General features: G+C 38.6%; 22 protein-coding genes. 17 read left to right on the top strand and 5 right to left on the bottom strand.

The window, feature by feature from the left end; all coding sequences use genetic code 11:
* The first annotated feature begins 4 nt into the window (after nt 1–4).
* Complete coding sequence (locus tag JIN86_RS05910) at nt 5–1,303, top strand: MFS transporter (protein WP_048389869.1); 1,299 nt, start codon at nt 5–7, stop codon at nt 1,301–1,303.
* Nucleotides 1,304–1,448: 145 nt separating this feature from the next.
* Here JIN86_RS05910 and JIN86_RS23940 read toward each other — a convergent pair whose 3' ends face one another.
* A complete protein-coding gene (locus JIN86_RS23940; protein WP_152412431.1) occupies nt 1,449–1,619 on the bottom strand; it encodes a GGDEF domain-containing protein in 171 nt (56 codons plus the stop codon).
* A 504-nt stretch (nt 1,620–2,123) separates the two neighbouring features.
* Here JIN86_RS23940 and JIN86_RS05900 point away from each other — a divergent pair.
* From JIN86_RS05900 to JIN86_RS05880, 5 genes are all read left to right on the top strand, one after another.
* On the top strand, nt 2,124–2,891 hold the full coding sequence (locus tag JIN86_RS05900; protein WP_202341463.1) for an isocitrate lyase/PEP mutase family protein: 768 nt from the start codon (nt 2,124–2,126) through the stop codon (nt 2,889–2,891).
* A gap of 25 nt (nt 2,892–2,916) precedes the next feature.
* Entirely contained in the window at nt 2,917–3,474 is a 558-nt protein-coding gene (locus tag JIN86_RS05895) for a bifunctional transcriptional activator/DNA repair enzyme AdaA (RefSeq protein ID WP_009370851.1), read from the top strand.
* 14 nt (nt 3,475–3,488) lie between these two features.
* Complete coding sequence (locus JIN86_RS05890) at nt 3,489–4,403, top strand: DNA-3-methyladenine glycosylase family protein (RefSeq protein ID WP_004232731.1); 915 nt, start codon at nt 3,489–3,491, stop codon at nt 4,401–4,403.
* Nucleotides 4,390–4,875 (top strand): methylated-DNA--[protein]-cysteine S-methyltransferase, encoded by a 486-nt coding sequence (locus tag JIN86_RS05885; protein ID WP_004232732.1) that lies wholly within the window; start codon nt 4,390–4,392, stop codon nt 4,873–4,875. The genes JIN86_RS05890 and JIN86_RS05885 overlap by 14 nt, the downstream gene beginning before the upstream one ends.
* A 182-nt stretch (nt 4,876–5,057) precedes the next feature.
* Entirely contained in the window at nt 5,058–5,375 is a 318-nt protein-coding gene (locus tag JIN86_RS05880; protein ID WP_004232735.1) for a DUF378 domain-containing protein, read from the top strand.
* A gap of 92 nt (nt 5,376–5,467) precedes the next feature.
* On the opposite strand, the gene JIN86_RS05875 is transcribed toward JIN86_RS05880, so the two are convergent.
* The 3 genes from JIN86_RS05875 to JIN86_RS05865 form a co-directional block, all read right to left on the bottom strand.
* Nucleotides 5,468–6,988: a CoA-acylating methylmalonate-semialdehyde dehydrogenase gene (locus JIN86_RS05875; protein WP_202341462.1), complete on the bottom strand. Its 1,521-nt coding sequence runs from the start codon at nt 6,986–6,988 to the stop codon at nt 5,468–5,470.
* A gap of 13 nt (nt 6,989–7,001) precedes the next feature.
* Nucleotides 7,002–8,363, bottom strand: a complete 1,362-nt coding sequence (locus JIN86_RS05870) for an aspartate aminotransferase family protein (RefSeq protein WP_004232740.1) — start codon at nt 8,361–8,363, stop codon at nt 7,002–7,004.
* Between the two features lie 172 nt (nt 8,364–8,535).
* Entirely contained in the window at nt 8,536–9,705 is a 1,170-nt protein-coding gene (locus tag JIN86_RS05865) for a PucR family transcriptional regulator (RefSeq protein ID WP_202341461.1), read from the bottom strand.
* Between the two features lie 140 nt (nt 9,706–9,845).
* Here JIN86_RS05865 and JIN86_RS05860 point away from each other — a divergent pair, with 140 nt between their 5' ends.
* From JIN86_RS05860 to JIN86_RS05815, 10 genes are all read left to right on the top strand, one after another.
* Nucleotides 9,846–11,090 (top strand): Zn-dependent hydrolase, encoded by a 1,245-nt coding sequence (locus JIN86_RS05860; RefSeq protein ID WP_009370856.1) that lies wholly within the window; start codon nt 9,846–9,848, stop codon nt 11,088–11,090.
* A gap of 44 nt (nt 11,091–11,134) precedes the next feature.
* Entirely contained in the window at nt 11,135–12,538 is a 1,404-nt protein-coding gene (hydA, locus tag JIN86_RS05855) for a dihydropyrimidinase (protein WP_048389890.1), read from the top strand.
* 98 nt (nt 12,539–12,636) lie between these two features.
* Nucleotides 12,637–14,004 (top strand): NAD(P)-dependent oxidoreductase, encoded by a 1,368-nt coding sequence (locus JIN86_RS05850; protein ID WP_202341460.1) that lies wholly within the window; start codon nt 12,637–12,639, stop codon nt 14,002–14,004.
* A gap of 639 nt (nt 14,005–14,643) precedes the next feature.
* A complete protein-coding gene (preA, locus tag JIN86_RS05845) occupies nt 14,644–15,906 on the top strand; it encodes an NAD-dependent dihydropyrimidine dehydrogenase subunit PreA (protein WP_004232749.1) in 1,263 nt (420 codons plus the stop codon).
* A gap of 124 nt (nt 15,907–16,030) precedes the next feature.
* Nucleotides 16,031–17,545: an NCS1 family transporter gene (locus tag JIN86_RS05840; RefSeq protein WP_202341459.1), complete on the top strand. Its 1,515-nt coding sequence runs from the start codon at nt 16,031–16,033 to the stop codon at nt 17,543–17,545.
* Nucleotides 17,546–17,590: 45 nt separating this feature from the next.
* Nucleotides 17,591–17,800, top strand: coding sequence for a hypothetical protein (locus tag JIN86_RS05835; protein WP_004232753.1), 210 nt, complete (start codon nt 17,591–17,593; stop codon nt 17,798–17,800).
* A gap of 256 nt (nt 17,801–18,056) precedes the next feature.
* Complete coding sequence (locus JIN86_RS05830) at nt 18,057–19,430, top strand: amino acid permease (RefSeq protein WP_202341458.1); 1,374 nt, start codon at nt 18,057–18,059, stop codon at nt 19,428–19,430.
* Nucleotides 19,431–19,583: 153 nt separating this feature from the next.
* Nucleotides 19,584–20,978, top strand: coding sequence for a spore germination protein (locus JIN86_RS05825; RefSeq protein ID WP_004232757.1), 1,395 nt, complete (start codon nt 19,584–19,586; stop codon nt 20,976–20,978).
* A gap of 28 nt (nt 20,979–21,006) precedes the next feature.
* Nucleotides 21,007–22,089, top strand: coding sequence for a GerAB/ArcD/ProY family transporter (locus tag JIN86_RS05820; RefSeq protein ID WP_202341457.1), 1,083 nt, complete (start codon nt 21,007–21,009; stop codon nt 22,087–22,089).
* On the top strand, nt 22,086–23,198 hold the full coding sequence (locus tag JIN86_RS05815) for a Ger(x)C family spore germination protein (RefSeq protein ID WP_202341456.1): 1,113 nt from the start codon (nt 22,086–22,088) through the stop codon (nt 23,196–23,198). Before JIN86_RS05820 ends, JIN86_RS05815 begins: the two co-directional genes overlap by 4 nt.
* 36 nt (nt 23,199–23,234) lie before the next feature.
* On the opposite strand, the gene pgeF is transcribed toward JIN86_RS05815, so the two are convergent.
* Nucleotides 23,235–23,999 (bottom strand): peptidoglycan editing factor PgeF, encoded by a 765-nt coding sequence (pgeF, locus tag JIN86_RS05810; protein ID WP_202341455.1) that lies wholly within the window; start codon nt 23,997–23,999, stop codon nt 23,235–23,237.
* A 159-nt stretch (nt 24,000–24,158) separates the two neighbouring features.
* On the opposite strand from pgeF, the gene JIN86_RS05805 reads away from it, so the two are divergent.
* Nucleotides 24,159–24,788, top strand: a complete 630-nt coding sequence (locus tag JIN86_RS05805) for a transmembrane-type terpene cyclase (protein WP_004232764.1) — start codon at nt 24,159–24,161, stop codon at nt 24,786–24,788.
* Nucleotides 24,789–24,919 lie beyond the last annotated feature (131 nt).

Genomic DNA, 24,919 nt, shown 5'->3' with positions numbered 1-24,919 from the left:
ACATATGGAGGCTAAGTTAAAAAAGAATACAGCTACTTTAGTTATTTTAGCTGTTTCAGGTGCATTAATTTACGCATTGCCTTATTTTAGAAACTACTATTATGATGTCTTTCTGGATGCATTTCATTTAACCAATACACAAATGGGGACACTTGGTAGTGCGTATGGTGTTTGTTGTTTAATTTCCTATATTTTTGGAGGCTTTTGTGCAGATCGTTGGAAAACGAAATATTTATTAACCATTTCTTTAGTAGCCACAGGATTATTAGGGTTTACATTATTATTGTATCCACCCTATCCAGTACTTCTACTGATTCATGCTGCTTGGGGAATCACGTCCATTATGACGTTCTGGGGAGCATTAGTAAAAGCGGTTCGTTCTTTAGGCTCTGAAAATGAACAAGGAAAAGCGTTTGGATTTTTTGAAGGCGGACGTGGTGTAACCAACATTATTCAATCTGCTGTGATTTTAGGGATCTTTGCTTTTTTTGCAAAACATATGAGTGATAAAATGGCTCTTTCAGCAGTTATTACGGTGTATTCTGTGATTTGTCTTTTGTTGGGCCTCATGATTATGATGCTGTATAAAGATCCAGATCAAGCAACTGTCAGTCCAGAAGATAGAGAGAGCAGTAAAACGTTTGATTGGGCAGTCCTTTGGAAAGTGTTGAAGATGCCAACTACCTGGCTTGCGACTATCCTTATCTTTACGTCCTATGCGATGATTATTAGCTATTATTACATTACACCTTATGCAACGGCCGCATTTGGTGCGTCTACGTTAATTGCTGCGGCTTTGGGCTACTTCTCGCAATATTGTCGTCCTATTGGTAGTTTTAGTGCAGGAATCATAGGAGACCGGATTGGTGTGTCGAATATGGTGTTAATCGGCTATATTTTATTAGCATTTGGTTTAGTAGGGCTCATTTTATTACCAGGAAAAGCTTCTTTTATTCTTATGCTTTTAGTGTTCATTGGGATTATCTATACATCTATGTATGCTTTGCAAGCGATGCATTTTGCAATTCTAGTAGAAGGCGATTATCCAGTAGAATCAACAGGAACTGTGTCCATGCCACTGATGATAATTGGTTATAGTGGTGAGATCTTTATGCCAATTATTGCAGGAGCCTGTTTAGATTACTGGGGTGGCACAGCGGGCTATAAAGTATTCTTTGGTATTTTATTAGGCTTAGCTATTATTGGATTTATTACAGTAGTCATTTGGCAGCGTGTGACGAAAGAAAAACGCCGAGAAATTGCTTTACAACGAAAGCTTTCCAAGGAACAGGCACTTACTTAATTTAGTTTAGAACTAATATTGGTTTCTTCCAAAGCCAGCTTTTTTAAACATAATGATGAATAGCTAAAAAGACTGCGAATAGTTTTTTACTATTTATACAAGTTGATTATTCACAAATCAATATGTAAACAGGGAAACAGAGGCGTCAAGGTAATGACGCCTCTGTTTTTGTCTCCGGTTTTGTATGATCCAGTAAAAATTCCACACGATTTCCACCATGGTGTTTGGCCTGATATAAAGCCTTGTCACATCTAGATAATAAGGAATGAATTGTATCGCCCCTCACAAAGCAAGTCACTCCAATAATGATATACATATCAATGCTATCTAGTTTATCTGTTACCTCTAGCCAATGGGATTCATTTTTATCTATTCAAATATTATCCATGGATAAACGTAACCAAATAGTATTTCTCGTATGCCAGAAGAATGGATACGATTGATTACTAGCCACAAAAGAATGATCATGGACATCACTCAATATATCTTCGATGGAGACCATTTTGGAATTAAATTCTGTCCTAACACAAGAGGATCTAGCAGCTTATCTGTTGGGCTGATTGCACTAACAGGGGGGATGAGAGCGAACATAACTAGGATAATAAGTGTGAATAAATTTATTCTTCTGACAATTTTATTTTCCATGTAAGGGTCATAGCTCCTATTCTACAGTTACTAGATTATATGTAAACAATTGAATAGCCTATTACAAGATATTTGCCACAACATTATTATAGATCATAACAGCAAGATTGAGGACGAAATAAAAGGATAGTTCCTGATAATATAAGGTCTAACAAACAGCATGGAGGCTTATATTATGTCAAAAATTCAGCAATTCTATGATTTACATTTTTCACAAGAGCTATTATTTATTGGGAATGCTTGGGATGTTTTATCAGCATTATCATTAGAAAAGGCAGGCTTTCAAGCAATCGGCACAACAAGCTGGGGCATAGCGAACTCACTTGGCTATGCAGACGGTGAACAAATCGATTTTCAACGACATCTAACAATTATTCAATCCATTACAGAGCAAGTCAACATACCCGTATCAGCAGATATAGAAGCGGGGTATGGCCATGATGAACAAAGTATTATCGACAATGTTTTGAGAACGGCAGATGTGGGAGTAGCAGGGATTAACATTGAAGATTCCCTTAAACATCAAACAGGCTTAAGAAGCATAATTGAACACTGTTATTTATTAACAAACATGAGGAAGGAATTAGATAATCATGGCTATAAAGATTTCTTTATAAATGCTCGAACGGATACGTACTTTCAATTGGAGCAACCATTTGAGGAAACAATAACAAGAGCAAAAGCGTATATTGAGAGCGGAGCAAGTGGTATATTTATCCCAGGCTTAACAGATGCCAATGAAATAAGCACGGTGACTTGTAATATAAATGCGCCCATTAATCTTCTTTCTTTACCTAATTTAACGAATGTCAAGCTGTTAAAAGAATTAGGGGTGAAACGTTTTAGCTTTGGTAATGCACTTTCAGATAAAATAATTGCGCATTTAACACAGCGTGCTGCACAATTAATAAAAGACCAAGATACTTCTGTGTTATATATTTAGTCGATGGGAATGAGGTGAAATAATCATGGACAATGCCATCAATTTATCTTTTGAGGAAAAATGGGAAAAGATTATAGCGTGTGATCAAACCTATGATGGGCTTTTTTATACAGCGGTTAAAACTACTAAGATTTATTGCCGTCCTTCCTGTAAATCCAGAAAGCCGAAAAAGATGAATGTTGAATTTTATGAAGATATCCAAAAGGTAGAGGCGGCTGGCTATCGGGCATGTAAACGATGTCAGCCTGAAATCGAACATTCCCCACACACGCAATTGATTAAAAATGTTACGACTTTTATGATGAACGCATATAAACAAAGAGTGACTTTACAGGATATGGCGGAGCATGTTGGCCTCAGTCCCTTTCACCTTGAACGACTATTTAAACAAGAGACTGCTGAGACGCCTCGAACGTATTTAGAGAAAATCAGAATTGATAAGGCTGCCCATCTATTAAAACATACCGACTTTACAAATTTAGAAATATGTTATGAAGCTGGCTTTCAAAGCCCATCTAATTTTTATAAAGTTTTTCGACGGCTGAAAAATTGTTCGCCTACAGAATACCGTAACCTATCGTAACAGGGAGACATGATATGAAATGGACAAACGATGTTGGTTCTTTAGTGATCGAGTTACCACAAGCATTTAATTATAGAGAGTGTTTGCAGTTCTTAAAGCGCTCACATCACGAAATTCTTCACCATATAAAGGATAATGTGCTCTACAAATTATTGAAGATTGATGAACAATTTATTTTATGTGAAATAACTGAGCAAGCCCATAAAATAATAGTAACATTCCCAATGAAACAGCCAGCTAGCCATGAACAGGCAATCATCGCTCAATATGTCGCAGAGTGGTTTGATATAACAAAGGATTTGCAGGGGTATTACCAGATGGCTGAAAACGATCAAATCTTAAGTTCACTTGTGAAAAAATATAGCGGATTACGGTTAATCGGGATTCCTGATTTATTTGAAGCATTAGTTTGGGCAATTATTGGTCAACAAATAAATTTATCTTTTGCCTATACGTTAAAAAAGAGATTTGTCGAGCAATTTGGAGAATATATTTACTTTGAAGGGCAAAGCTACTGGCTGTTTCCAACGGCAGAGAGAATAGCTGTTATTGAGGTAGATAATTTGATCAACCTCCAATTTACACGGCGGAAATCAGAATACATTATTAATATTGCCAAAATGATCACAAGCGGTCAATTGACAAAAGATTTGTTGTGTCAACAAGAGGACTACGAAGCCATGAAAAAAAGATTAATGGACATTCGAGGAATTGGAGCATGGACAGCAGATTATGTGCTGATGAAGTGTCTGCAACAACCGACAGCCTTTCCTATAGCAGATGTTGGTCTGCATACTGCTTTAAAAATACAATTAGCCTTAGAACGAAAGCCAACAATTGAAGAATTAAAGAACTATGCGGAACATTGGCAAGGCTGGCAAGCTTATGCCACCTTTTATTTATGGAGGTCACTGTATGAAACGGTATAAATTAGATTATCTATCACCAATTGGGATTATAGAAGTTGAGGGAAGTGATACAGCAATTGATGCCATTAACTTTGCAGAGCGAGAGCAAGTCGTCAATGCTCCTCAGAAAGACACACCTGAAGTTTTACTAGAATGTGTTAAGCAATTGCATGAGTATTTTCTAGGTGATCGTCAGGAGTTCTCATTTCCTTATGTTTTTCAAGGTACAGATTTTCAGCAAGCTGTTTGGCATGTTTTACCGAGTGTAGGATTTGGTGAAACAGCCTCATATAAGGATATCGCCATTGCTATTAACAATGAAAAAGCTGTAAGGGCTGTTGGTAGTGCGAATGGTAAAAATAATATCAGCATTGTTGTGCCATGTCATCGAATTATCGGCTCCAATGGAACGCTGACAGGTTATGGAGGCGGGATGTGGCGCAAAGAATGGCTGCTTCAGCATGAGCAGACACATAAAAATCCATCCAAGTAACACCATTCATCAACGTACGTTATTTCGCCATTTGTACACAGTATAAAAAAGAGGTTATTGCAAAAAATAAGACCGTCAAAACGGCGGTTGTAATGACTAGTCTTTGTCATTTTATCGCTTCTTATGACACCTCCCTGCTAAGAAATATAGCTTGGAGTATTGAAAATAAAGGAGGTGTACACATGAGCGTGCTTTATAGAATCGCCTTAGTACTAGTTATTATAGGTGCAATCAACTGGGGACTCATTGGATTCTTTAGATTTGATTTAGTGGCTTATTTATTTGGTGGACAAACGGCGGTCTTATCACGTTGGATTTATGCACTCGTTGGTCTTGCTGGGCTAGTTTCGATTCCAATTCTTGTAAAGCGATTTGAAGACGAGGATGATGTGGATACATTCACTCGTATGGATAGAAATCCTAGCTATGGCATGGAGGCTGGGGAAGAAACAGATTTCTCAGAAGTAAGAAAAACGGAAGAGAAAAAAGAGAACAAGTAGGTAAACTGTAAAAACTGGTGACCATGTAGGTGTGTCAGTTTTTTCGAAATATTCGCGTAGTTATTGACTACGCGAATATTTATTTTTTAGGATTAGTCCTGATTACTTGGAAATGCAAAGGAAGAGGTAACGTCATTCCCTTGTTCTATCCATTTTTCTGAAATGGTTTTCGCTTTTGTAAAGAAACGTACTTGGTCAGGTCCAAACATATGCCCCTCACCAAATCTTGAACGTTTCCAGCCACCAAAGTTATGATAGCCTACTGGAATAGGAATCGGTACATTGACACCTACCATACCTACTTCAATTTCAGTGGTAAACTTTCGAGCTGCTGCACCATTGTTTGTAAAGATGGTTACACCATTTCCTAATTCATGGGCATTAATAAGGGCTATAGCTTCCTCTAATGTTGCCACGCGGACAACATTCCGTGCAGGTCCAAAAACTTCTTGTTCATAAATTTCCATTCCAGGCTTTACATGATCAAGTAATGTAGGTCCAAGATAGAAACCGTTCGATTGTTTGGCAATTTCCGGATTTCGCCCATCGCAGACCGGTGTTGCGCCTTCTTCTAGGCTACGATCGATATAGCCAATGATGGCATCCTTTGATTGCTGAGTAATGACTGGTCCAAAATCAACTTCGGCATCTGTATAGGGGCCCACTTTTAATTTGGCAATTTTATCGGCAAGAATACCCACTAATTTATTGGCTGTATCCTCACCAACAGGAATAATGGTTGACAGTGCCATACAACGCTGGGAGGCCGCTCCATAGGCAGCCCCTAAAAAGGCATTTGCTACATGCTCTAAATCAGCATCTGGCATAACCACCATATTATTTTTACCTCCCCCTAGTGCTGTGACACGCTTCCCATGTTTAGAGGCTGTAGCATAAATGGCTTCTGCAACTGGCGTAGAGCCTACAAAGGAAATCGCTTCAATGGCTGGATGGCATAACAGCTCATTCACAGCATCTTTGTCCCCATTCATAACAGTCCAAACCCCATCTGGTAAGCCTGCCTCTTTCCACAGCTCTGATAAAAATAATGCGGAGCAAGGAACCCGCTCTGATGGCTTCAGAATCACACAGTTTCCTACAGCCACCGCCATGCTTGTAATTGCAAGCGGTACCATGACAGGGAAATTAAATGGTGAAATAGCCGCTACAATGCCTAATGGTTCTTTCAGAGAATAGGCATTGATATGACCACCAACGTTCACCGAATACTCTCCTTTAAGTAAATGTGGAGCATTGATAGCTAAATCAACAGATTCTAACCCGCGTGTAATTTCGCCCTTGGCATCCTCAATCGTTTTGCCACTCTCTGTACAAATCATATCAATTAGTTCATCAATATTTTCTGTTATGAGTTGGCGGAATTTAAGGATAATTTCAGCTCGTTTACCAACTGATAAGGCACGCCAAGCAGGAAAAGCCGCTTGGGCAGCAGCAATCGCCTCCTGTACCTCTTGTTTTGTTGCCAAAGGTACGCGAGCAATGACAGTACCAGTGCTTGGGTTGAATACATCTGAAAACTGACCGCTTTTCCCTAGAACTGTTTGTCCATTGATAAAATGACCTAAATCCTGTATGTCTGTATTCGTTACCATCTAGTTATTCCTCCTACAGTTTAATAGAATGTAAGGCTTGTACAAATTTTTCAACAATGAAATTCTTCTCATCTGAGGAAATAATCAGAGGAGGGGATAAGGTTAACACATTATTGAAACCTGCCACGGTTACCCCGTTTTTCCCAATGATTAACCCTTGTTCCTTACATTGTGTGATTACTTTGTTCACTAGCGTAATGTCGAGCGGTGTTTTGCTGTCTTTATCTTGTACTAGCTCTACGCCAATTAATAAGCCTTTCCCACGAATATCCCCAACATTCGGGTGCTCCTTTAATTGCTCTTGTAATGCAGTGAGTAATGTAGCACCTAGTGCAGCCGAGTGGGCAAATAAATTTTCCTTTTCCATTATTTCAATATTTTTTAATGCGACGGCACATGCTGCTGGTGATCCACCGAATGTGTTGACATGACGGAAAAAGTCATATTCCTCAGTTCCAGCAAACGCCTCATAAATTTCACGACGAACAGCTGTAGCAGACAGTGGCATATAAGCGCTTGTTAAGCCTTTCGCCATAGTCACAATATCAGGCTGGATGCCGTAGTTTTGGAATCCAAAAGCTTTGCCTGTACGACCAAAACCACAAATGACTTCATCGACAATGAGTAGTGCGCCATGCTTCTCACAAACAGCTTTAACTCCCTGTAAGTAGCTGTCGTGGGGCATAATTACACCACCGCCAGTAATAATAGGCTCCATAATGACTGCTGCTACGGAATCTGACATTTCCCAAGTCATAACATGATCGATTGCTTGGACGGATGGTAATGCACAAGGGTCCTTACTTTGAATATGGTCCTCATTGGCACGATAAGCGTCAGGTGGTGTGACATGTAAAAAACCTGGTGCCAGTGGCTCATATTTATATTTTCTTTGAGCTTGTCCAGTTGCTGCAAGAGCACCCATCGAGCTACCATGATAGGCACGGTAACGGGAAATAATTTTCGTTCGATTGACGTGACCTTTTTGTTGATGATATTGTCTAGCTATTTTGAAGGCTGCCTCATTTGCCTCAGAGCCACTATTAGAGAAGAAGACGACATAATCATCCCCTAAAAGCTCATTAATTTTTTCACTTAATTGAATAGCAGGGATGTGCCCAATAGATAATGGGGTATACGTATTTTCTAGCAATTGCTCATAGGCAACTTTGGCAATCTCCTCACGTCCATAGCCAACGTTCACACACCATAAACCTGCCATTGCATCTAAATAGCGCTTACCTTCAATGTCAGTAATCCATGCTCCTTTAGAGGATTGGACGATCATTGTTGCATTTGGATTGTAGGGCTTCATAGAATGCCATACAAATTGTTCATCTTTTACTTGCCAATTGGGACTTGTTACATTGGTCACGAAGCTTCACTCCTTCTAAACAGGTAGTTGATTAGCATGCATATGTCTTCCTCAGATATGGACAACAAAAATGCACAGTCGCCCCTATTTGTACTTTATATGTATGCTTCCAGAATTTTAGAAGGAGTATTTAAGGAGAAAGATAATTCAGTTAATTTAAAGTTGTGACAGGCTATTGATGCATTAAGACATCCTCAATTAAAAAGGCAATATACAAATTAGTCTTCGTAAAGGGATTGCCTAAGTCCATATCTAATAGCATTTCAATTTTCTTCATTTTATAGAGGACCGTGTTTCGATGTATAAATTGACGTTCACTAATCCTGCTTGTACTGCCATTTTCCTCAACGAAAATACGTAAAAAAGGTACATAGTCTGTCCCATGTAATTCATCGTAGCGATAAAGCTGTCCTAAAATATCCTGACTGAACGATTTCATTAGGGGCTGATTTTTCACAGCCATCAATATTTTATAGGCACCGATTTCTTTATACTTATACAAATAACGATTGTTATGAAGCTGTGCTAAATGGATGACGGTTAAGGACTCATCATAGCTTTGGCGAACATTTTCTAGCTCTTTATGAAAATTACCTTTGCCGATAATAATATCCAAGTAACCATTTTTTAGTGTGATTTTTTCATAGATTTCTTCCACAACTTTTGAGAAGGGTATATTAGGTGTATTGATTTGTGCTTTATCAATTAAAAAGATGAGGTGATTTTTATGCTTTAATTTTAAGAAGCGTTGATAGCGATTTTGAAAAGCGAATTGGATCATGACCTCATAACGGTCAATAGCTGCTTGAGAGCCAATGGTTGTACAAGTTATGATCGCTAATTCTCTTCCTTGAGGAAATCCTAGCTGAGCTAGTTGATCTTTCATTGTGTTAGTGTTTTGTTTGTAATGAAATAGTAGATTGAAAAGAACCTTTTCTTCGATAGAAAGCTCTTGATGGTGATTGGCAATAAATTGAAAGGTAGTTTTTAATAGATCAGCAATGCGATAATTCCATGGCATTTGAAAAATAGGGAAATCATGTTGATTGGCAAAAGAGATGACAGCTTCTGGAATGCTAGGAATGAATGGTCCTGTATTAATGATAAAGCCAGCTACTTTTTTCGTGTATGCCTGTTTCACAAGATGTTCCAAGGAGTCTTGCTGTGCATCTAAATGAATGCCTGTTGTGACGACCAATTCATTGGGTCTACAAAACATGATTAAATCACTGCTTTCCACAACATTAATACCAGTAACTCTGCGATACGTACCACTATGTCCAGCGACTAATGTGAGCATTGGGAAATGAACTCCCTCTACAATTTTACGAATCGTCCCCATATGTTCCCCCCTTAATTATGAACATAACTTACCATATATGATGTGCAGTTGCACATATTTTTTTAGTTTACTATCCATATCTCACAAATTTTATCTATTTTAGAATGTTTATTAACTACTGGGAAAGAGAGGACTTGCATATGTATAAATGTAATAGTAGACGATTGCAAGAGTTAATTGAACAATTTAGTCAATTTGGGGCCACGGAAAATGGTGGCGTCACACGTTTGTCTCTTTCGAATGAGGATGTATTAGCAAGAAACTATTTTTGTGAGTGTTGTAAAACGTTAGGAATGGATATTCAGGTGGACGATATGGGCAACATTTACGCCACTCTTCCTGGTAAAAAGAATGTGCCACCCATTGTCATGGGTTCCCATCTAGATTCAGTAGAAAAGGGTGGGAGATTTGATGGTGTGCTAGGTGTACTAACAGCGATCGAGGCCATTCGAACAATAAAGGAAAATGATATCGAAGTGGATATTCCTCTTACGATTGTCAACTTCACGAATGAAGAAGGGGCGCGTTTTGATCCAGCCATGATGAGTTCAGGCGTCATTACCTCGAAATTTGACAAAGAAAAAATGCTCCAATCTACGGATAAAAACGGCATTCGTTTTCAACAAGCTTTACAAGCAAGTGGCTATGAGGGAGAGCAAGCCAATCGTCTGAAGGAGGCACTTGCTTATATCGAATTGCATATTGAACAAGGGCCAGTATTAGAAGCAAAACAGCAGGAAATTGGTGTGGTTGAAGGTGTGCTAGGCATGGTCTGCTATGAAATTACAATTAGTGGGCAATCAAACCATGCAGGTACAACCCCAATGTCAATGCGTAAAGACCCAATGATTGTGGCATCAACCATCATTAAAGAGCTATATGAACAATTAGGAAAAATTGACGAACAACTTGTTTTTACTTTTGGTCGTATGAATGTTTCCCCAAATATTCATACCGTTATCCCAAATAAGGTGACATTTACAATTGATTCACGTCATCAAAAGCCAGAGGTCATGCAACAGGTTGAGGATATTCTCAACGCGCTTCCTGAGACAGCGGGCGGATGCCATATTCAGCCTGTCAAGTTATGGGGCAGAGATACCGTGCATTTTGATAGTGCGATTTGCAATGAAGTAGAAAGAGCTTGTCAAAGCTTTGGCTATTCATCTCATCGTATGTTTAGTGGCGCTGGACATGATGCACAGTATATGGCAAGTATGGTTCCTTCCGCGATGATTTTTGTTCCAAGTATTCAAGGGAAGAGTCATTGTGAAGAAGAGGAAACAGCCTTTGAAGATTGTGCAAAGGGCGCAGATATTTTATTGGAAACGGTGTTAACGCTACAAACGAAGTTTAGTATGGGCGAAACATATACACTGCATTAACTATCAAGCATTCTCTAATTTTGTGATGAAGGGTGAGAGGCATAGTGAAAAAAATCATTAAAGGTGGACGAGTAGCAACTGCTGCTGATGTATTTGAGGCAGATATTTTAATTGAGAACGGTAAAATTGTTCAAATTGGACAAAATTTAACGGATGCTGGCGCTGAAATTATTGATGCTACAGGCAAGTACGTATTGCCTGGTGGCATTGATCCCCATACGCATTTAGACATGCCATTCAATAACACGGTGACGGATGATGATTGGAAATCAGGCACCATTGCAGCGGCTTTTGGTGGGACAACTACTATTTTAGATTTCTGTTTAACAGCAGGAGAAGAAAAATTATCGACAGCCGTAGAGAAATGGCACGACAAGGCAAAAGGAAAGTCTGCTATTGACTATGGCTTCCACTTGATGATTGGTGATCTAACACCTGAAACCGAAGCTGAATTACCACAATTATTAGAGCAAGAGGGCATTACTTCTGTCAAAGTCTTCATGGCTTATGCAAAAGAATTCCAAGCCACAGATCGTACATTATTTAAAGCCTTTAAAATCGCTAAGGATCTTGGTGCGATAGTGATGGTCCATTGTGAAAATGGCTCTGTTATAGATGAGCTAGTAGAGGAGGCAAGACGTGCTGGACATAAGGAACCGATCTATCATGCACTAACTCGTCCAGCGGAATTGGAAGGAGAGGCAACAAAGCGTGCTATCGAATTAGCGCATATAGCTGGTGCGAAGCTCTATGTGGTGCATGTGACTTGTAAAGAAGCGGTAGATGAAATTATTGCCGCTCGTGAAAAGGGCTATGATGTTTATGGTGAAACTTGTCCACCGTATTTAACGCTCGATCAATCCGCATTAGCGCAACCAGGCTTTGAAGGAGCCAAATATGTTTGGTCACCGCCACTTCGTCCTAAATATCATCAAGAACATTTATGGAATGCCTTAAAGGCAAAACAGCTACAAACGATTGGCTCAGACCAATGCTCCTTTAGCTTTAAAGGTAAAAAGCAATTAGGCTTAAATGATTTCTCGAAAATTCCAAATGGCGGACCATTCATTGAAGACCGCTTCAGTATCTTATACTCTGAGGGCGTGGCAAAAGGCAGAATTTCCATCAATGAATTTGTTGATATGATCTCTACTAGTGCCGCAAAAATATTTGGCTTATTCCCGCAAAAAGGAACGATTGCAATTGGTTCAGATGCGGATATCGTCATTTTTGACCCAGAGGCACAGCGTCAAATTTCAGCTAAAACACATCATATGAATGTGGACTATAACCCATATGAAGGCTGGGAAGTAACAGGTGAGCCTGTTAGTGTACTCGTACGTGGGGAATATGTCATTAAAAATAAAGAATTTGTAGGTGTACTTGGCAGTGGACGATACATTAAACGTCCATTAAAAACAGTAACTGCGGAAGCTCTAAACATTTAGCTTCCTACAGGATAGACCGATTGTTTTGACTGGAGAGCAAAACAATCGGTTTCGTAATTAGGGTACGGAAAAAATGAACACATGAGGGGGATGTGGAAATGGTTCCGATTCAAGAAAATGCAGTGACCGTGCAGCTTAGACGTAATTTTGTGGAATTAAAAGGTAAGATGACAAAGAATGAGGCAATTGAGGAAGCCAATCGTTGTCTGTATTGCTATGACGCACCATGTATTAAAGCATGTCCAACAAGTATTCAAATACCCAATTTCATAAAAAAAATTGCATCCGGTAATATGAAGGGTTCTGCTACGACTATATTAGAAGCAAACCCAATTGGTGCGAGCTGTGCAAGAGTTTGTCCAACGGAAGAACTGTGTGAAGGGGCGTGTGTCTTAAATTCTTCAACAAAGCCAATTAAAATTGGTGAGTTACAACGTTATGCAACGGATTGGGCAATGGAAACCAATGCTCAGCTATTTAAGGCAGGTCCACATAATGGACAGAAAATAGCCATTGTAGGGGCAGGTCCTGCTGGTTTGTCGGCAGCTCGTGAGCTCAGTCGCTTAGGCTATCAAGTTACTATTTATGAAGCTGAAGCGAAGGCTGGGGGCTTAGGAAGCTATGGAATTGTAGCATTCCGATTACCAAATGATGTCGTAGATTGGGAAGTAGAGCAGATTGAACAGCTCGGTGTGGACATTCAAACGAATACAGCTGTAGGTGTAGATATTTCTGCAGATGAAATTTTGGCGCACTATGACAGTGTGATTTTAGCTGTTGGTATGGGTGCTGTCCCAAATTTGGGCATTGATGGAGAAGATTTAGAAGGGGTACATGATGCCATTGAGTTTATTCGAAAAACAAAAATGGGACCGCTTACAAATGATATTTTAGGAAAACGAGTAGCTGTAATCGGTGCTGGAAACACGGCGATAGACGGTGCTACAAGTGCGGTGCGTTTAGGTGCAGACAATGTACAAATTCTCTATCGTAGAACAGAAAAAGAAATGACAGCATACAAATTTGAATATGAATTTGCCAAGCAGGATGGTGTGGAATTTAAATGGCTAACTGCACCTAAAAAAATTATTGGCAATGAAGCAGGAAAGGTGACAGGCATTGAATGTGTGAAAATGAAGCTTGGTGAGGCAGGTCCTGATGGTCGACAACGCCCTGAAGAAGTAAAGGGCTCCAATTTTATTATTGAAGTGGATGCTGTTATTAAAGCCATCGGGCAAACTCGTTTTGTATCGTTAATTGAAGCCTTTGGTTTAGCTCATACAAATGGTGTCGTAGACATTGATGAGACAACAATGCAAACGTCCAATGACAAAGTATTTGCATGTGGAGATGTTGTCTTTGGTAATGGACAGGGTGAAGCGATGGTAGTGACCGCTGTACAGCAAGGAAAAGATGCAGCATATAAGATTCATGAACGTTTAAGAAAACCAAGTGAGATTGCATAAAGTGAACCTTCAATCAGTGGAGGTTCTTCCTCCACTGATTGTTAGATTCACCAATCGGGTTTTTACAGGCTGTTAACCCTCTTCTGAATGATTATACAGTATCCTATGTTCTGAAATGGTGGTCATACAGCCTGTTAATACGGGATAAAGTGAACCTTCAATCAGTGGAGGCTCTTCCTTCACTGATTGTTAGATTCACCAATCGGGTTTTTACAGGCTGTTAACCTTCCTCTGAATGATTATACAGTATCCTATGTTCTGAAATGGTGGTCATACAGCCTGTTAATACGGGATAAAGTGAACCTTCAATCAGTGGAGGCTCTTCCTTCACTGATTGTTAGATTCACCAATCGGGTTTTTACAGGCTGTTAACCTTCCTCTGAATGATTATACAGTATCCTATGTTCTGAAATGGTGGTCATACAGCCTGTTAATACGGGATAAAGTGAACCTTCAATCAGTGGAGGCTCTTCCTTCACTGATTGTTAGATTCACCAATCGGGTTTTTACAGGCTGTTAACCCTCTTCTGAATGATTATACAGTATCCTATGTTCTGAAATGGTGGTCATACAGCCTGTATCTGACACTATGCTTTCAGTTGACAAAAGATTGTTAGTACGGATAGAGGGGGAACTTATATGGCAGACTTACGCATTAATTTAGCGGGCATCAAATCGCCGAATCCATTTTGGCTAGCATCTGCTCCACCAACGAATTCAGGCTATCAAGTACAACGTGCATTTGAAGCGGGCTGGGGTGGCGCAGTTTGGAAAACGTTAGGAGAACCTATTTTAAATGTGTCTTCCCGTTTTGCAGCAGTTAGCTATAATGGCCAACGTGTAGCAGGCTTTAACAATATCGAATTAATTACGGATCGACCATTAGAAGTGAATTTACAAGAAATCTATGAAACGAAAAAGAAGTTTCCTAATCACGCAATTATTGCCTCGTTAATGGTGGAACCAAAGCAAGAAAAATGGCATGAAATTGTGAAACGAGTAGAAGATGTGGGGGTTGATGGTCTTGAGCTTAACTTTGGTTGTCCACATGGGATGGCAGAACGAGGCATGGGTTCTGCCTCTGGTCAAGTCCCTGAATTGGTGGAAAAACAAACGTACTGGGTAAAGGAAGCGGCGCGTACACCTGTCATTGTTAAACTAACGCCCAACATTACGGATATTACCGTGACGGCGGAAGCGGCAACACGAGGTGGAGCAGATGCTGTGAGTATGATTAATACGATTAACAGTTTAGCTGGTGTTGATTTAGATTCTTGGAATACCGTACCACATGTGGCTGGAAAAGGAGCTCATGGGGGCTATTGTGGTCCAGCAGTTAAACCAATTGCACTAAACATGGTTGCAGAATGTGCTCGTAATCCATTAGTCAATGTACCGATATCAGGTATTGGTGGCATCTCGAATTGGCAGGATGCAGCAGAATTTATTTTAATGGGTGCGACAGGCGTGCAGGTATGTACAGCAGCGATGCACCATGGCTTTAGTATTGTAGAGGATATGATTGATGGGCTGAATAACTACTTAGATGATAAAGGTCTAGCTTCCGTCATGGAATTAGTTGGTCGCTCTGTGCAAAGGTATTCAAACTGGGGTGATTTAGATTTAAATTATAAAATTGTCGCAGAAATTAATAATGATGTTTGTATTAATTGCAATAAGTGTCATATTGCTTGCGAAGATACATCTCATCAATGTATTGACCTTTATACGGAGAATGGTCGCCCGATGTTAAAGGTTCGTGAGGAAGACTGCGTAGGCTGTAATTTATGCTCAATTGTTTGTCCTGTCGATGGAGCCATTTCAATGGTTGAACGTCCATCCACAATTCCGCCAATGACATGGAATGAACGCCAATCACTTCTTAGCAGTCTATCAAAATAAAGGACCGTTGTTCAATTTTGAATAAAGATTAAAATCGAAATTCCACCTTCCTTCAGCATTTTGGGTGAAGGAAGGCACTTCAAGTAGGTTGTCACGGAAATTAGAAAAAAAGGAGAGAAACATTATGGAACGTGAAGGGAATTATTTAAAATCCCCAGATTTACTTCCAGTGACACATCAACAAAGAAATATTGGAACATTTGGTTTTGCGGTAATTTGGATAGGAATGGCAATTGTATTAGCGGCTTTTGCCATTGGTGGTTCGGCTATTATGAGTTTATCCTTACCCATGGTGATTGTGGCAACATTGGTAGGTTCTTGTTTAATTGGCGTCTTTATGACGTTAATTGGTGATATAGGAATAGAGCATGGATTATCTTTCCCTGTTTATATGCGTGCACCATTTGGCACATTCGGTACTCATCTACCTTCCCTTGTACGTGGTATTACAGCTGCCTGTTGGTTTGGTTTGAATACGTACTTTGGTGCCTTAGCGATAAACGGAATTTTAAATTTATTGTTTGACTTTGATAATTGGTTTATCTGCTTCCTTGTGTTTGCAGCGCTTCAACTCTTTAATACATCACTTGGTATTAAATCCATTGAGCGCTTTGCTGATTTAGCAGCCCCTGTCATTATTTTAATTTCTTGTTGGATGTATTACACATTGGCAGATAATGCAACATCTCAGGGAAAAAATATTTGGACGTGGGTGGAAACCCCAACAACAGGCTTCGCTGCTTTTACCGCCTTTATGGTAGTGGTGATGGCAAATATGGGCTTTTGGGCAACATTAGCAGCTGATATGCCATCCTTATCCCGTTTCTTTAAAGCACCTAAAAATGAGCGTAATTGGTTCAAGCGTAATAAAACACAGCTTGTAGGCTCTTTAATTGTTATGCCCATTACAAACACATTCATTGTTACGATTGGTGCAGTTTGCTATATGGCAGTTGCCTCGGCAGACCCAATTAATGCCTTACAGCAAAGTGCAAGCGGCTTTGTTCTTGGGATTCTATTGCTGATGATTGTATTAGCACAATGGTCGACAAATACCTCTGCCAACGTTGTACCAGCAGCTACTATTTTCTCTAATATTGGGGGACCAAAAGTGCCATTCTGGGTAGGGGTAGTTATTGCAGGAATTATTGGTATTCTTGCACAGCCTTGGAGTCTATTTGATGTCATGGTCAATGTCCTATTAATCATTGGCGGTATTTTAACAGCGATTGTAGGTATTTTATTTGCTGATTACTACCTAATTCGTAAACGGCGCGTACATGTAAAAGAGCTTTATGAATTAGATGGGCAATTTAAATATTTTAAGGGCTTTAATATGGCTGGGTTAATCGCCTGGGTAATCGGTGGTGCAGTTGCCAATATATTTTCAACTTACTCTTCTTTAGTAGGGTTCGCTGTAGGCGCGATTGTATATTATGTATTAGCGAAGTATTGGTGGTTTAAAAAGTATCCACAAGCTGAGCTAGATGATCCAAGTGATGTCAAATATTTAGGTATTACAGTTGGACATAATTTAGATGAAATATTTGGCCAACCAGCAGCTCCAACGGCGGTCCCAAATGAAGATGAACTGGTGGAGCAACCAGATCCTCTGTTAGAGATGAAGGGTGCCGAGTAAGTGAGACAACATCAAGACATTTTCAAAAGAAGGTGAGGTGATGGCATGTCTGAATTCCAACAAAGCACAGAGGAAATTCAAAAAGTAGATCATTATTTAGATAGTGGCTTTAAAATCAAATATGTCTACGAAAATTTAAGTGGGATGTTTGTAGAATTTGCACGTCAAGAAGAAGTGACTTTGCTACAAATTCTAACAGCAGATGCACGTAAATACTTCTCTGCTAAATTACACGAACAAACTTTATTACAATAACGAAGCAAACTCTATTCCTTTCGACTTGAACGGAATAGAGTTTTTTGAATTTTCTGATTTAAATATTGTTGAAGTAACATCATATTTCGTACAAACACCAATTAAATCCTCATTATTACCTATTTTTCGTTATTCTATTAAAATAGCAATACTTTTTGTTTTTCCTAAAAATACATTTGTCTTTTTTAGAAAAATTGATTATTATTTTAAAGTAAAAACATCGTAGAAAGAACAACAGGGAAAGAGGCGTTATGGAGTGGCCAATAAGGAATTGAAAAGAGGATTAGAAGCACGTCATATTCAAATGATTGCACTTGGCGGTACGATTGGTGTTGGGCTATTTATGGGCTCAGCAAGTGCTATTCAATGGACAGGACCTTCTGTACTCCTTGCCTATGGTTTTGCAGGTATTTTTATTTTTTTCATTATGAGGGCAATGGGTGAGATGCTTTATATGGAGCCAAGTACAGGCTCTTTTGCCACATTTGGCTATAAATATATTCATCCTTTAGCAGGGTATTTAACAGCGTGGAGTAACTGGTTCCAATGGGTTATTGTTGGGATGTCTGAAATTATAGCAGTAGGAACGTATATGCAATATTGGTATCCAGAATTACCGGCTTGGATACCTGGTCTAATTGCAATGGTGATTTTAGGTGTGGCGAACTTCATTTCTGTCAAATCATTTGGAGAATTTGAATTCTGGTTTGCGATGATTAAAATTGTTACGATTATTTTAATGATTATTGCAGGGGTCGGACTTATCTTCTTTGGCTTTGGCAATGATGGGATAGCAATCGGCTTATCCAATCTGTGGAGTCACGGTGGCTTCTTTACAGGTGGCTGGACAGGATTTTTCTTTGCCTTATCTTTAGTTGTTGCGGCCTATCAAGGGGTAGAGCTCATTGGAATTACGGCGGGAGAAGCAAAAAATCCGCAGAAAACAATTACCAATGCGATTCAAAGTATCATTTGGCGTATTTTAATTTTCTATATCGGTGCAATCTTTGTCATTGTTACAGTGTATCCTTGGGACGAGCTTGGCACAATTGGTAGTCCTTTCGTTGCAACATTTGCTAAGGTAGGTATCACAGCTGCTGCAGGTATTATTAATTTCGTCGTCATCACTGCTGCAATGTCAGGGTGTAACAGTGGAATCTATAGTGCTGGACGTATGTTATATACACTGGCTATGAATGGACAAGCACCAAAATTTTTCGCAAAGCTTTCTAGTAATGGCGTGCCTTTATTTGGAACAGCGGGCGTATTAGTTGGCTTAGTCGTTGGTGTTATTTTAAGTTATATTGCCCCTGAAAACTTATTTGTTTATGTGTATAGTGCAAGTGTTTTACCAGGGATGATTCCATGGTTTATCATTTTAATAAGTCAAATTCGTTTTAGAAAAGAAAAGGGAGCGCAGCTAGCAAAGCATCCTTTCAAAATGCCGTTCGCTCCGATTACAAACTATGTAACAATCATCTTTTTAATCATAGTACTAGTCGGCATGTGGTTCAATGATGATACACGCGTGTCATTAATAGTGGGTATTATTTACTTAGTTCTTGTAACAATCAGCTACTACGTATTTGGTATTGGTAAAAACCGATACAGCAAAGATTCTATAGAATAGCGTAAAAGGATGCATCTCTAAATGGGATGCATCCTTTTTGTATGGCTATTTTTGCTAGCACAATTTTTACATAATTAGATGAAAAAAAGACAAACTACTAAAAACTGAATGATATGGGCTGGTATTTATCGGAACAAAAGGGGTGGAGCGAAAATGAACGAGATACCCGAGCAGATTGTCGCTAAATTAAAGCAGGAGATTAACGAAGTCGATGACGTAAAACTGAAAATGATCGCTACAGAAGAAGGGGATGTGACGGTCATTTATTTCTCCTCACTCATCGAAAAAATGACCTTACAAACCATGGTGACGATTCCGCTAGCTAATAATTTGAAACAAATTCATCAAATGGCTCAATATGTGGACCCGAAGGATGTGAAAGGTGTCGTTAAAAAATTGAATGCTGGGCAAACCCTTCTTTTTTTTCACGAAACCAACGCTCTATTAAGCGTCGATACGTATAGCGCACCTACAAGGGCCATTACGGATACGGAAACAGAGTCGACTGTAATTGGTCCACAGGATGCATTTACAGAATCATTAGAAACGAATATATCGTTAGTGAGAAGACGGATTCAAAGCTCCATGCTAAAAAATGAAAATCGAATTGTTGGGTCAGAAGCCAATATTAAAATATCGATTATGTATATGGATAATATCGTGAGCCATGAAAATTTAGATGATTTAAGAAACCGTATTGACCAGGTAGATTATCCGTTATTTACGGATATATCCGTGTTGAAGCAATTAATTGAGGATAATCCATTATCGCCCTTTCCACAATACTACATGACAGTCCGTCCAGATAGTATTTGCCGTTATCTTCTGGATGGGAGAATCGTCATTTTTATGGATAATAGTCAACTAGCCATTGTCTGTCCCACATCTTTTTTTGAAATGTTCGTGTCGATTGAGGATTACTACAACCGTTGGACAACAGCATCTTTATTAAGGATGCTGCGCTTTTTTGGTTTTTTCTTAACGATCATGATTACACCCATGTATATATCAGCCTTAACCTTCCATCCAGAAATTTTGCCATACGAATTATTACTAAATCTTCAGGAATCAAGAAGTAAGGTGCCGTTTCCTCCACTGATTGAAGTATTATTTATCGAGCTTATTATTGAAGTGTTGCGAGAAGCGGGCTCCCGAATGCCTGCCAAAGTCGGACAAACAATTGGTATCGTAGGAGGTATTGTAATTGGTACAGCTGCCGTAGAAGCTGGATTACTTAGTAATATACTCATTGTATTAGTCGCTACCTCAGCACTACTTTCCTTCTTACCGCCCATTTTCTTAATGAGTAATACTAGCCGCTTCATCCGCTATATTTTTATCTTATCAGCAGGATTATTTGGCTTGTTTGGACAGATGCTCGCCTTTGCGTGGTTAATCCACCATCTATTAAGTCTCAAATCCTTAGGAACGCATTATATGACACCTGCTATTCCAAGAAAGCCAAGTGATTTATTGGATAGTGTCATCCGATTTCCAACTAAATATATAAGAAGTAAGACTGGTATTTCAAAAGCACAGAAAAAATAGTGTCAGAATGAGAATGAGGTGGTTAACTTTGAATACAACAAAAGGAAAGGTGTTAAATCGTTATCATGTCATCTTCTTAGCGCAAAGTATTATGATTGGTACCGGTATCCTTTCGCTCCCTCAGAAATTAAGTCCTATGGGCTATACACAATCATTTATGCCTCTTCTCTTTGGTGTGATTGCTAGCCTGACACTATTTGCGATGGTATGGCTTTGTTCGAAGTTTCCCAATGATGATTTATTTCGAATGAATGAAATATTATTGGGAAAATGGCTCGGAAAGTTTATAAATCTACTCGTCATTATTCAATTTATTGTTTTTAGTGCAGGGATTATTAGTAATTATATGCACTTAATTCAAAGTACAGCATTGCAGGAACAAACCATCACCATGCCTGTCCTTTGCTTTTTACTGCTACTTATTTACATTGTAAGTGGGGGTATTAAATCTATTGCACGGTTTTGTATAATGACATTTTTTATTACCATTGGATTATTCTATTTTACGCGCTGGGCCATTGAAAAAGGTGATCCAAGTCATTTTTTGCCTCTATTTAATTTTACGCCTAAGGAATTTTATGAAGCGTTAAAGCAAGGGTATTTTTCTATCCTTGGTTACGAATTAATTCTGTTTTATTTTCCATATATCATCGATCAAAAAAAAGCATTTCGTCATTCCTTAATCGGTATTTGGATTAGTATATTTTTATGCTTTATCACAACAGCTATTAGCGTCATGTATTATTCAGAGTGGCAATTAAAGAATGTAGAGTTTTCAGTATTAAACCTATTTAAGGCAGGAGAATTTACCTTTATTGAGCGAATCGATATCATTGGCATTACGCTTTGGGTTTTTCTAATCTTATCCTCGATTACAGCCTATGTATGGTGTGCAAAAAGGGGTATGGATACCTTCATTAAAAAGAAAATGCAAAGTTATCCGCTGTATATCATCGCCTGTATCATTTTCTTTATTGTAAAAATGCCCTTTTCGCGTGAATTCCAAGAAAAATTATTTATGGCAAGTAACTATGTAGGCTATGTGCTGGTAAGTTGGCCAGTGTTTTTAATCCTGATATATGTTATTCGAAAAAAGCAGGTGCAGGTATGAAAAATAAACATCTATGCATCATTTCTTTTTTGATTTTAATTTTACTTGCAGGCTGTTCTAAAAAAGAAATAAAAGTTCCTCTAGAGGATGTTGGGATGGTAGACTCGATGGCTTTTGACTATATCGATGAGAACCAGATGAGACTCACAGTAGCGATCCCCCAATATTCTCCAGACGCAGAAAAAGACACACAAACTTTTTCTATCACAACAGATTTAGTATCAAGCGGCATCGTGGAAATAGAAAAGCAATCAGATAAGAAAATAGTCTTCAATCAATTGCGCGTTGTCTTAGTAAACGAAGATTTTGCGCGGAAAGGGAATGTTCGAAAAATCGTTCAGCACTTGTATCGCAATGCGGAAGTAGGTAATAAAGTATTGATAGCTGTTGTGAAGGATAATGCGGAAGCGATTTTAAAAGGGGATTATCCTGATAAGCCAAGTATTAATTTTTATTTAAACAATCTATTAGAGCCGAGTATTAATACTGCTTTTAACCCCAATACCAATATTCATGATTTTATGTACTCGATTACAAATCCTGTAGTGGATACAGTATTACCCTATGTAGAAAAACGAGGGGAGAAATTAGAGATTAAAGGTGTTGCCATATTTAAAGGGAATCAGATGCACGAATTAATTAAACCTGAGGAAGCACTAGTTATCCAAGCCTTAAGTGGACAGAAAAATCTTGCTCCTTTGCACCTTGATCTAAATGCAGGACATGGAGAAGAAAAGGTAATGATTGATTTAATCGAGAGCAGTGTGAAAAAAGAGAGTAATAAAAATATGGAATCACCCAAATTAACGATTTTCTTAAAAATAAAGGGTACATTAAGCGAATATAAGGGAGAAAGAGAATCACATTTATTTACAGTTGAAAGGATTAGTGATCTGGAAAAAGATGTGAATAAACAGCTGGAACAGGATATTAGTGAATTTTTAGCGCGATTAAATAAAACAGAGGTAGACCCAGCTGGCTTAAGTGAAGAATTTAGAATGTATTATCATGGAAAATGGACATCGAAAAAAACAAGAGAGCTTATTAGAAAATTAGACGTGAATGTCCATGTAGAAACGTCCATTATTAGTACAGGTACTTTAAAATAACAGCAAAGACCCATTCGATAAGAAGGGTCTTTGCTGTTAGTGTGTTTTTCGCATAATAAAGCTTAAATGTCTTCCAGCTTGTTTGTCTTGACGATAAGAAAAGCCATCGGGACTAAGGAATGTACAGGTTTCATCAATTTGTATTTGATTCGCGGGAATACCCGCAAGCTCACATTGCTTTTTGACTGTCTGTTGATTATCAATATGGTATTTTTTCGTTTCTGCATTGTAATACATAAATTCTTCTGCATAACCAAGACTGTGAAATTTTTCATAAACGTCTGTGTCTACCTCAAATTTCTGCTGACTCAGTGCCATACCGATTTGAACATGGAAGTCCTCAGGTCGACACTGTTCTTCATTCATAAGATGCTGAAACAGTTTGGGTGTTATTTCTTTGACTGTTCCTTGCCATCCCGAATGAATCACACCGGCAAGTCCATTCACAGCATTATAAAAAATAACGGGCACGCAATCTGCCGTAAAACTACATAAAAGTAAGTTAGGCTCTACCGTATAAAGCGCGTCTATATTCTTCACCGCTGTATCCATTTGCGCAGCTCCTCGTCCTTGATCCGCTAATGTGACTTTATGAAAGTTCGCACTATGTGTTTGCTCTGTACAAATAAAGTTTTGCAAATCACAGTTCAATGTCGCAGCTAAATGCTGACGATTGTTAATGATAGCTTGAACATCATGGCAACTATGCAAAGCCATATTATTGTGTTCTACTTCCATCTGATCTTTTAAGGTCGTTCCTGCGATAAATTGCTCATTATCTATATACATTTTTATTTTCATTTAATCACCTCATTTTACTATATAGGATTGCTTATGGAATGTATAGGTTGCCGTTTTTTACTATTTAGCTACTCCTTTACCCGTCTATCAAACTTTTAGACATAAAGAATCGATTTCCTCATATAGTAGAAGGAATGCTAGAGAGGGGGGAGAGCGTGAATGTTGAGTGAACAAGACATATTACTAATTTGCCAAGTAGGAATGGGTCTTTTTTGGATTTTTACATATATACTTGTTATTTACAAAGGATGGCAAGATAAAACCTATGGTATGCCTATGGTCGCTATTTGTGCCAATATTTCATGGGAATTTATCTTTGCCTTTTTCTATCCACAAAATGACCTGCAACGCTATATTACGCTCATTTGGTTTGTATTGGATGTCTTTATTTTGATGCAATTTTTACGGTATGCTCCAAATGAATATCGAAAGATGCTATCAAAAAAGCTATTGTATTTCTCCTTTTTGATCACTTTAATTTTTAGCATGCTGATCATTTTAGGTATAGTCTATGACTTTCAAGATTTCGAAGGAAAGTACGTAGCATTCTTTCAAAATCTTATGATGTCAGGACTATTTATTGCTTTATTATTGCAAAGAGGGAATTTAGCTGGTCAATCAATGGGGATAGCAGTTTGTAAGATGGTGGGTACATTATTTGCAGCGGTGGGCTTTTATCTATACTTCCGCACACCATTAATTACCATTATTTCTGTAGCAACGCTCTTTTATGATTGGCTTTATATTCTCTTAATTTATCGATTACAGCGTAAACAATTAGCAAAATAGGATATAATGTGCAGCAATTGATTACTGAATCTATTAGTAATGTATGCCAATACAAACATATTGCAACTTGATGACAATTCCGATGGGAAAGAATAGCGAGATAAAGGACTTTAACCAAACATATGGCGAGC

It is taken from the genome of Lysinibacillus sp. HST-98 (assembly GCF_016757845.1).
In the GTDB taxonomy this organism is placed as follows: domain Bacteria; phylum Bacillota; class Bacilli; order Bacillales_A; family Planococcaceae; genus Lysinibacillus; species Lysinibacillus capsici.
The sequence above is the reverse complement of the archived record's forward strand: the minus strand, read 5'-3'. Positions and strand labels throughout refer to the sequence as shown.

What these genes read in the sequence shown, in the direction of transcription:
- JIN86_RS05860 (WP_009370856.1), top strand. Translation starts at nt 9,846, where the DNA reads ATGTATAAATGTAATAGTAGACGATTGCAAGAGTTAATTGAACAATTT.
- JIN86_RS05900 (WP_202341463.1), top strand. Translation starts at nt 2,124, where the DNA reads ATGTCAAAAATTCAGCAATTCTATGATTTACATTTTTCACAAGAGCTA.
- JIN86_RS05885 (WP_004232732.1), top strand. Translation starts at nt 4,390, where the DNA reads ATGAAACGGTATAAATTAGATTATCTATCACCAATTGGGATTATAGAA.
- JIN86_RS05865 (WP_202341461.1), bottom strand. Translation starts at nt 9,705, where the DNA reads ATGGGGACGATTCGTAAAATTGTAGAGGGAGTTCATTTCCCAATGCTC.
- pgeF (WP_202341455.1), bottom strand. Translation starts at nt 23,999, where the DNA reads ATGAAAATAAAAATGTATATAGATAATGAGCAATTTATCGCAGGAACG.
- JIN86_RS05825 (WP_004232757.1), top strand. Translation starts at nt 19,584, where the DNA reads ATGAACGAGATACCCGAGCAGATTGTCGCTAAATTAAAGCAGGAGATT.
- JIN86_RS05835 (WP_004232753.1), top strand. Translation starts at nt 17,591, where the DNA reads ATGTCTGAATTCCAACAAAGCACAGAGGAAATTCAAAAAGTAGATCAT.
- JIN86_RS05850 (WP_202341460.1), top strand. Translation starts at nt 12,637, where the DNA reads ATGGTTCCGATTCAAGAAAATGCAGTGACCGTGCAGCTTAGACGTAAT.
- JIN86_RS05815 (WP_202341456.1), top strand. Translation starts at nt 22,086, where the DNA reads ATGAAAAATAAACATCTATGCATCATTTCTTTTTTGATTTTAATTTTA.
- JIN86_RS05895 (WP_009370851.1), top strand. Translation starts at nt 2,917, where the DNA reads ATGGACAATGCCATCAATTTATCTTTTGAGGAAAAATGGGAAAAGATT.
- JIN86_RS05880 (WP_004232735.1), top strand. Translation starts at nt 5,058, where the DNA reads ATGAGCGTGCTTTATAGAATCGCCTTAGTACTAGTTATTATAGGTGCA.
- JIN86_RS23940 (WP_152412431.1), bottom strand. Translation starts at nt 1,619, where the DNA reads ATGTATATCATTATTGGAGTGACTTGCTTTGTGAGGGGCGATACAATT.
- JIN86_RS05910 (WP_048389869.1), top strand. Translation starts at nt 5, where the DNA reads ATGGAGGCTAAGTTAAAAAAGAATACAGCTACTTTAGTTATTTTAGCT.
- preA (WP_004232749.1), top strand. Translation starts at nt 14,644, where the DNA reads ATGGCAGACTTACGCATTAATTTAGCGGGCATCAAATCGCCGAATCCA.
- JIN86_RS05805 (WP_004232764.1), top strand. Translation starts at nt 24,159, where the DNA reads ATGTTGAGTGAACAAGACATATTACTAATTTGCCAAGTAGGAATGGGT.
- JIN86_RS05890 (WP_004232731.1), top strand. Translation starts at nt 3,489, where the DNA reads ATGAAATGGACAAACGATGTTGGTTCTTTAGTGATCGAGTTACCACAA.
- JIN86_RS05875 (WP_202341462.1), bottom strand. Translation starts at nt 6,988, where the DNA reads ATGGTAACGAATACAGACATACAGGATTTAGGTCATTTTATCAATGGA.
- JIN86_RS05840 (WP_202341459.1), top strand. Translation starts at nt 16,031, where the DNA reads ATGGAACGTGAAGGGAATTATTTAAAATCCCCAGATTTACTTCCAGTG.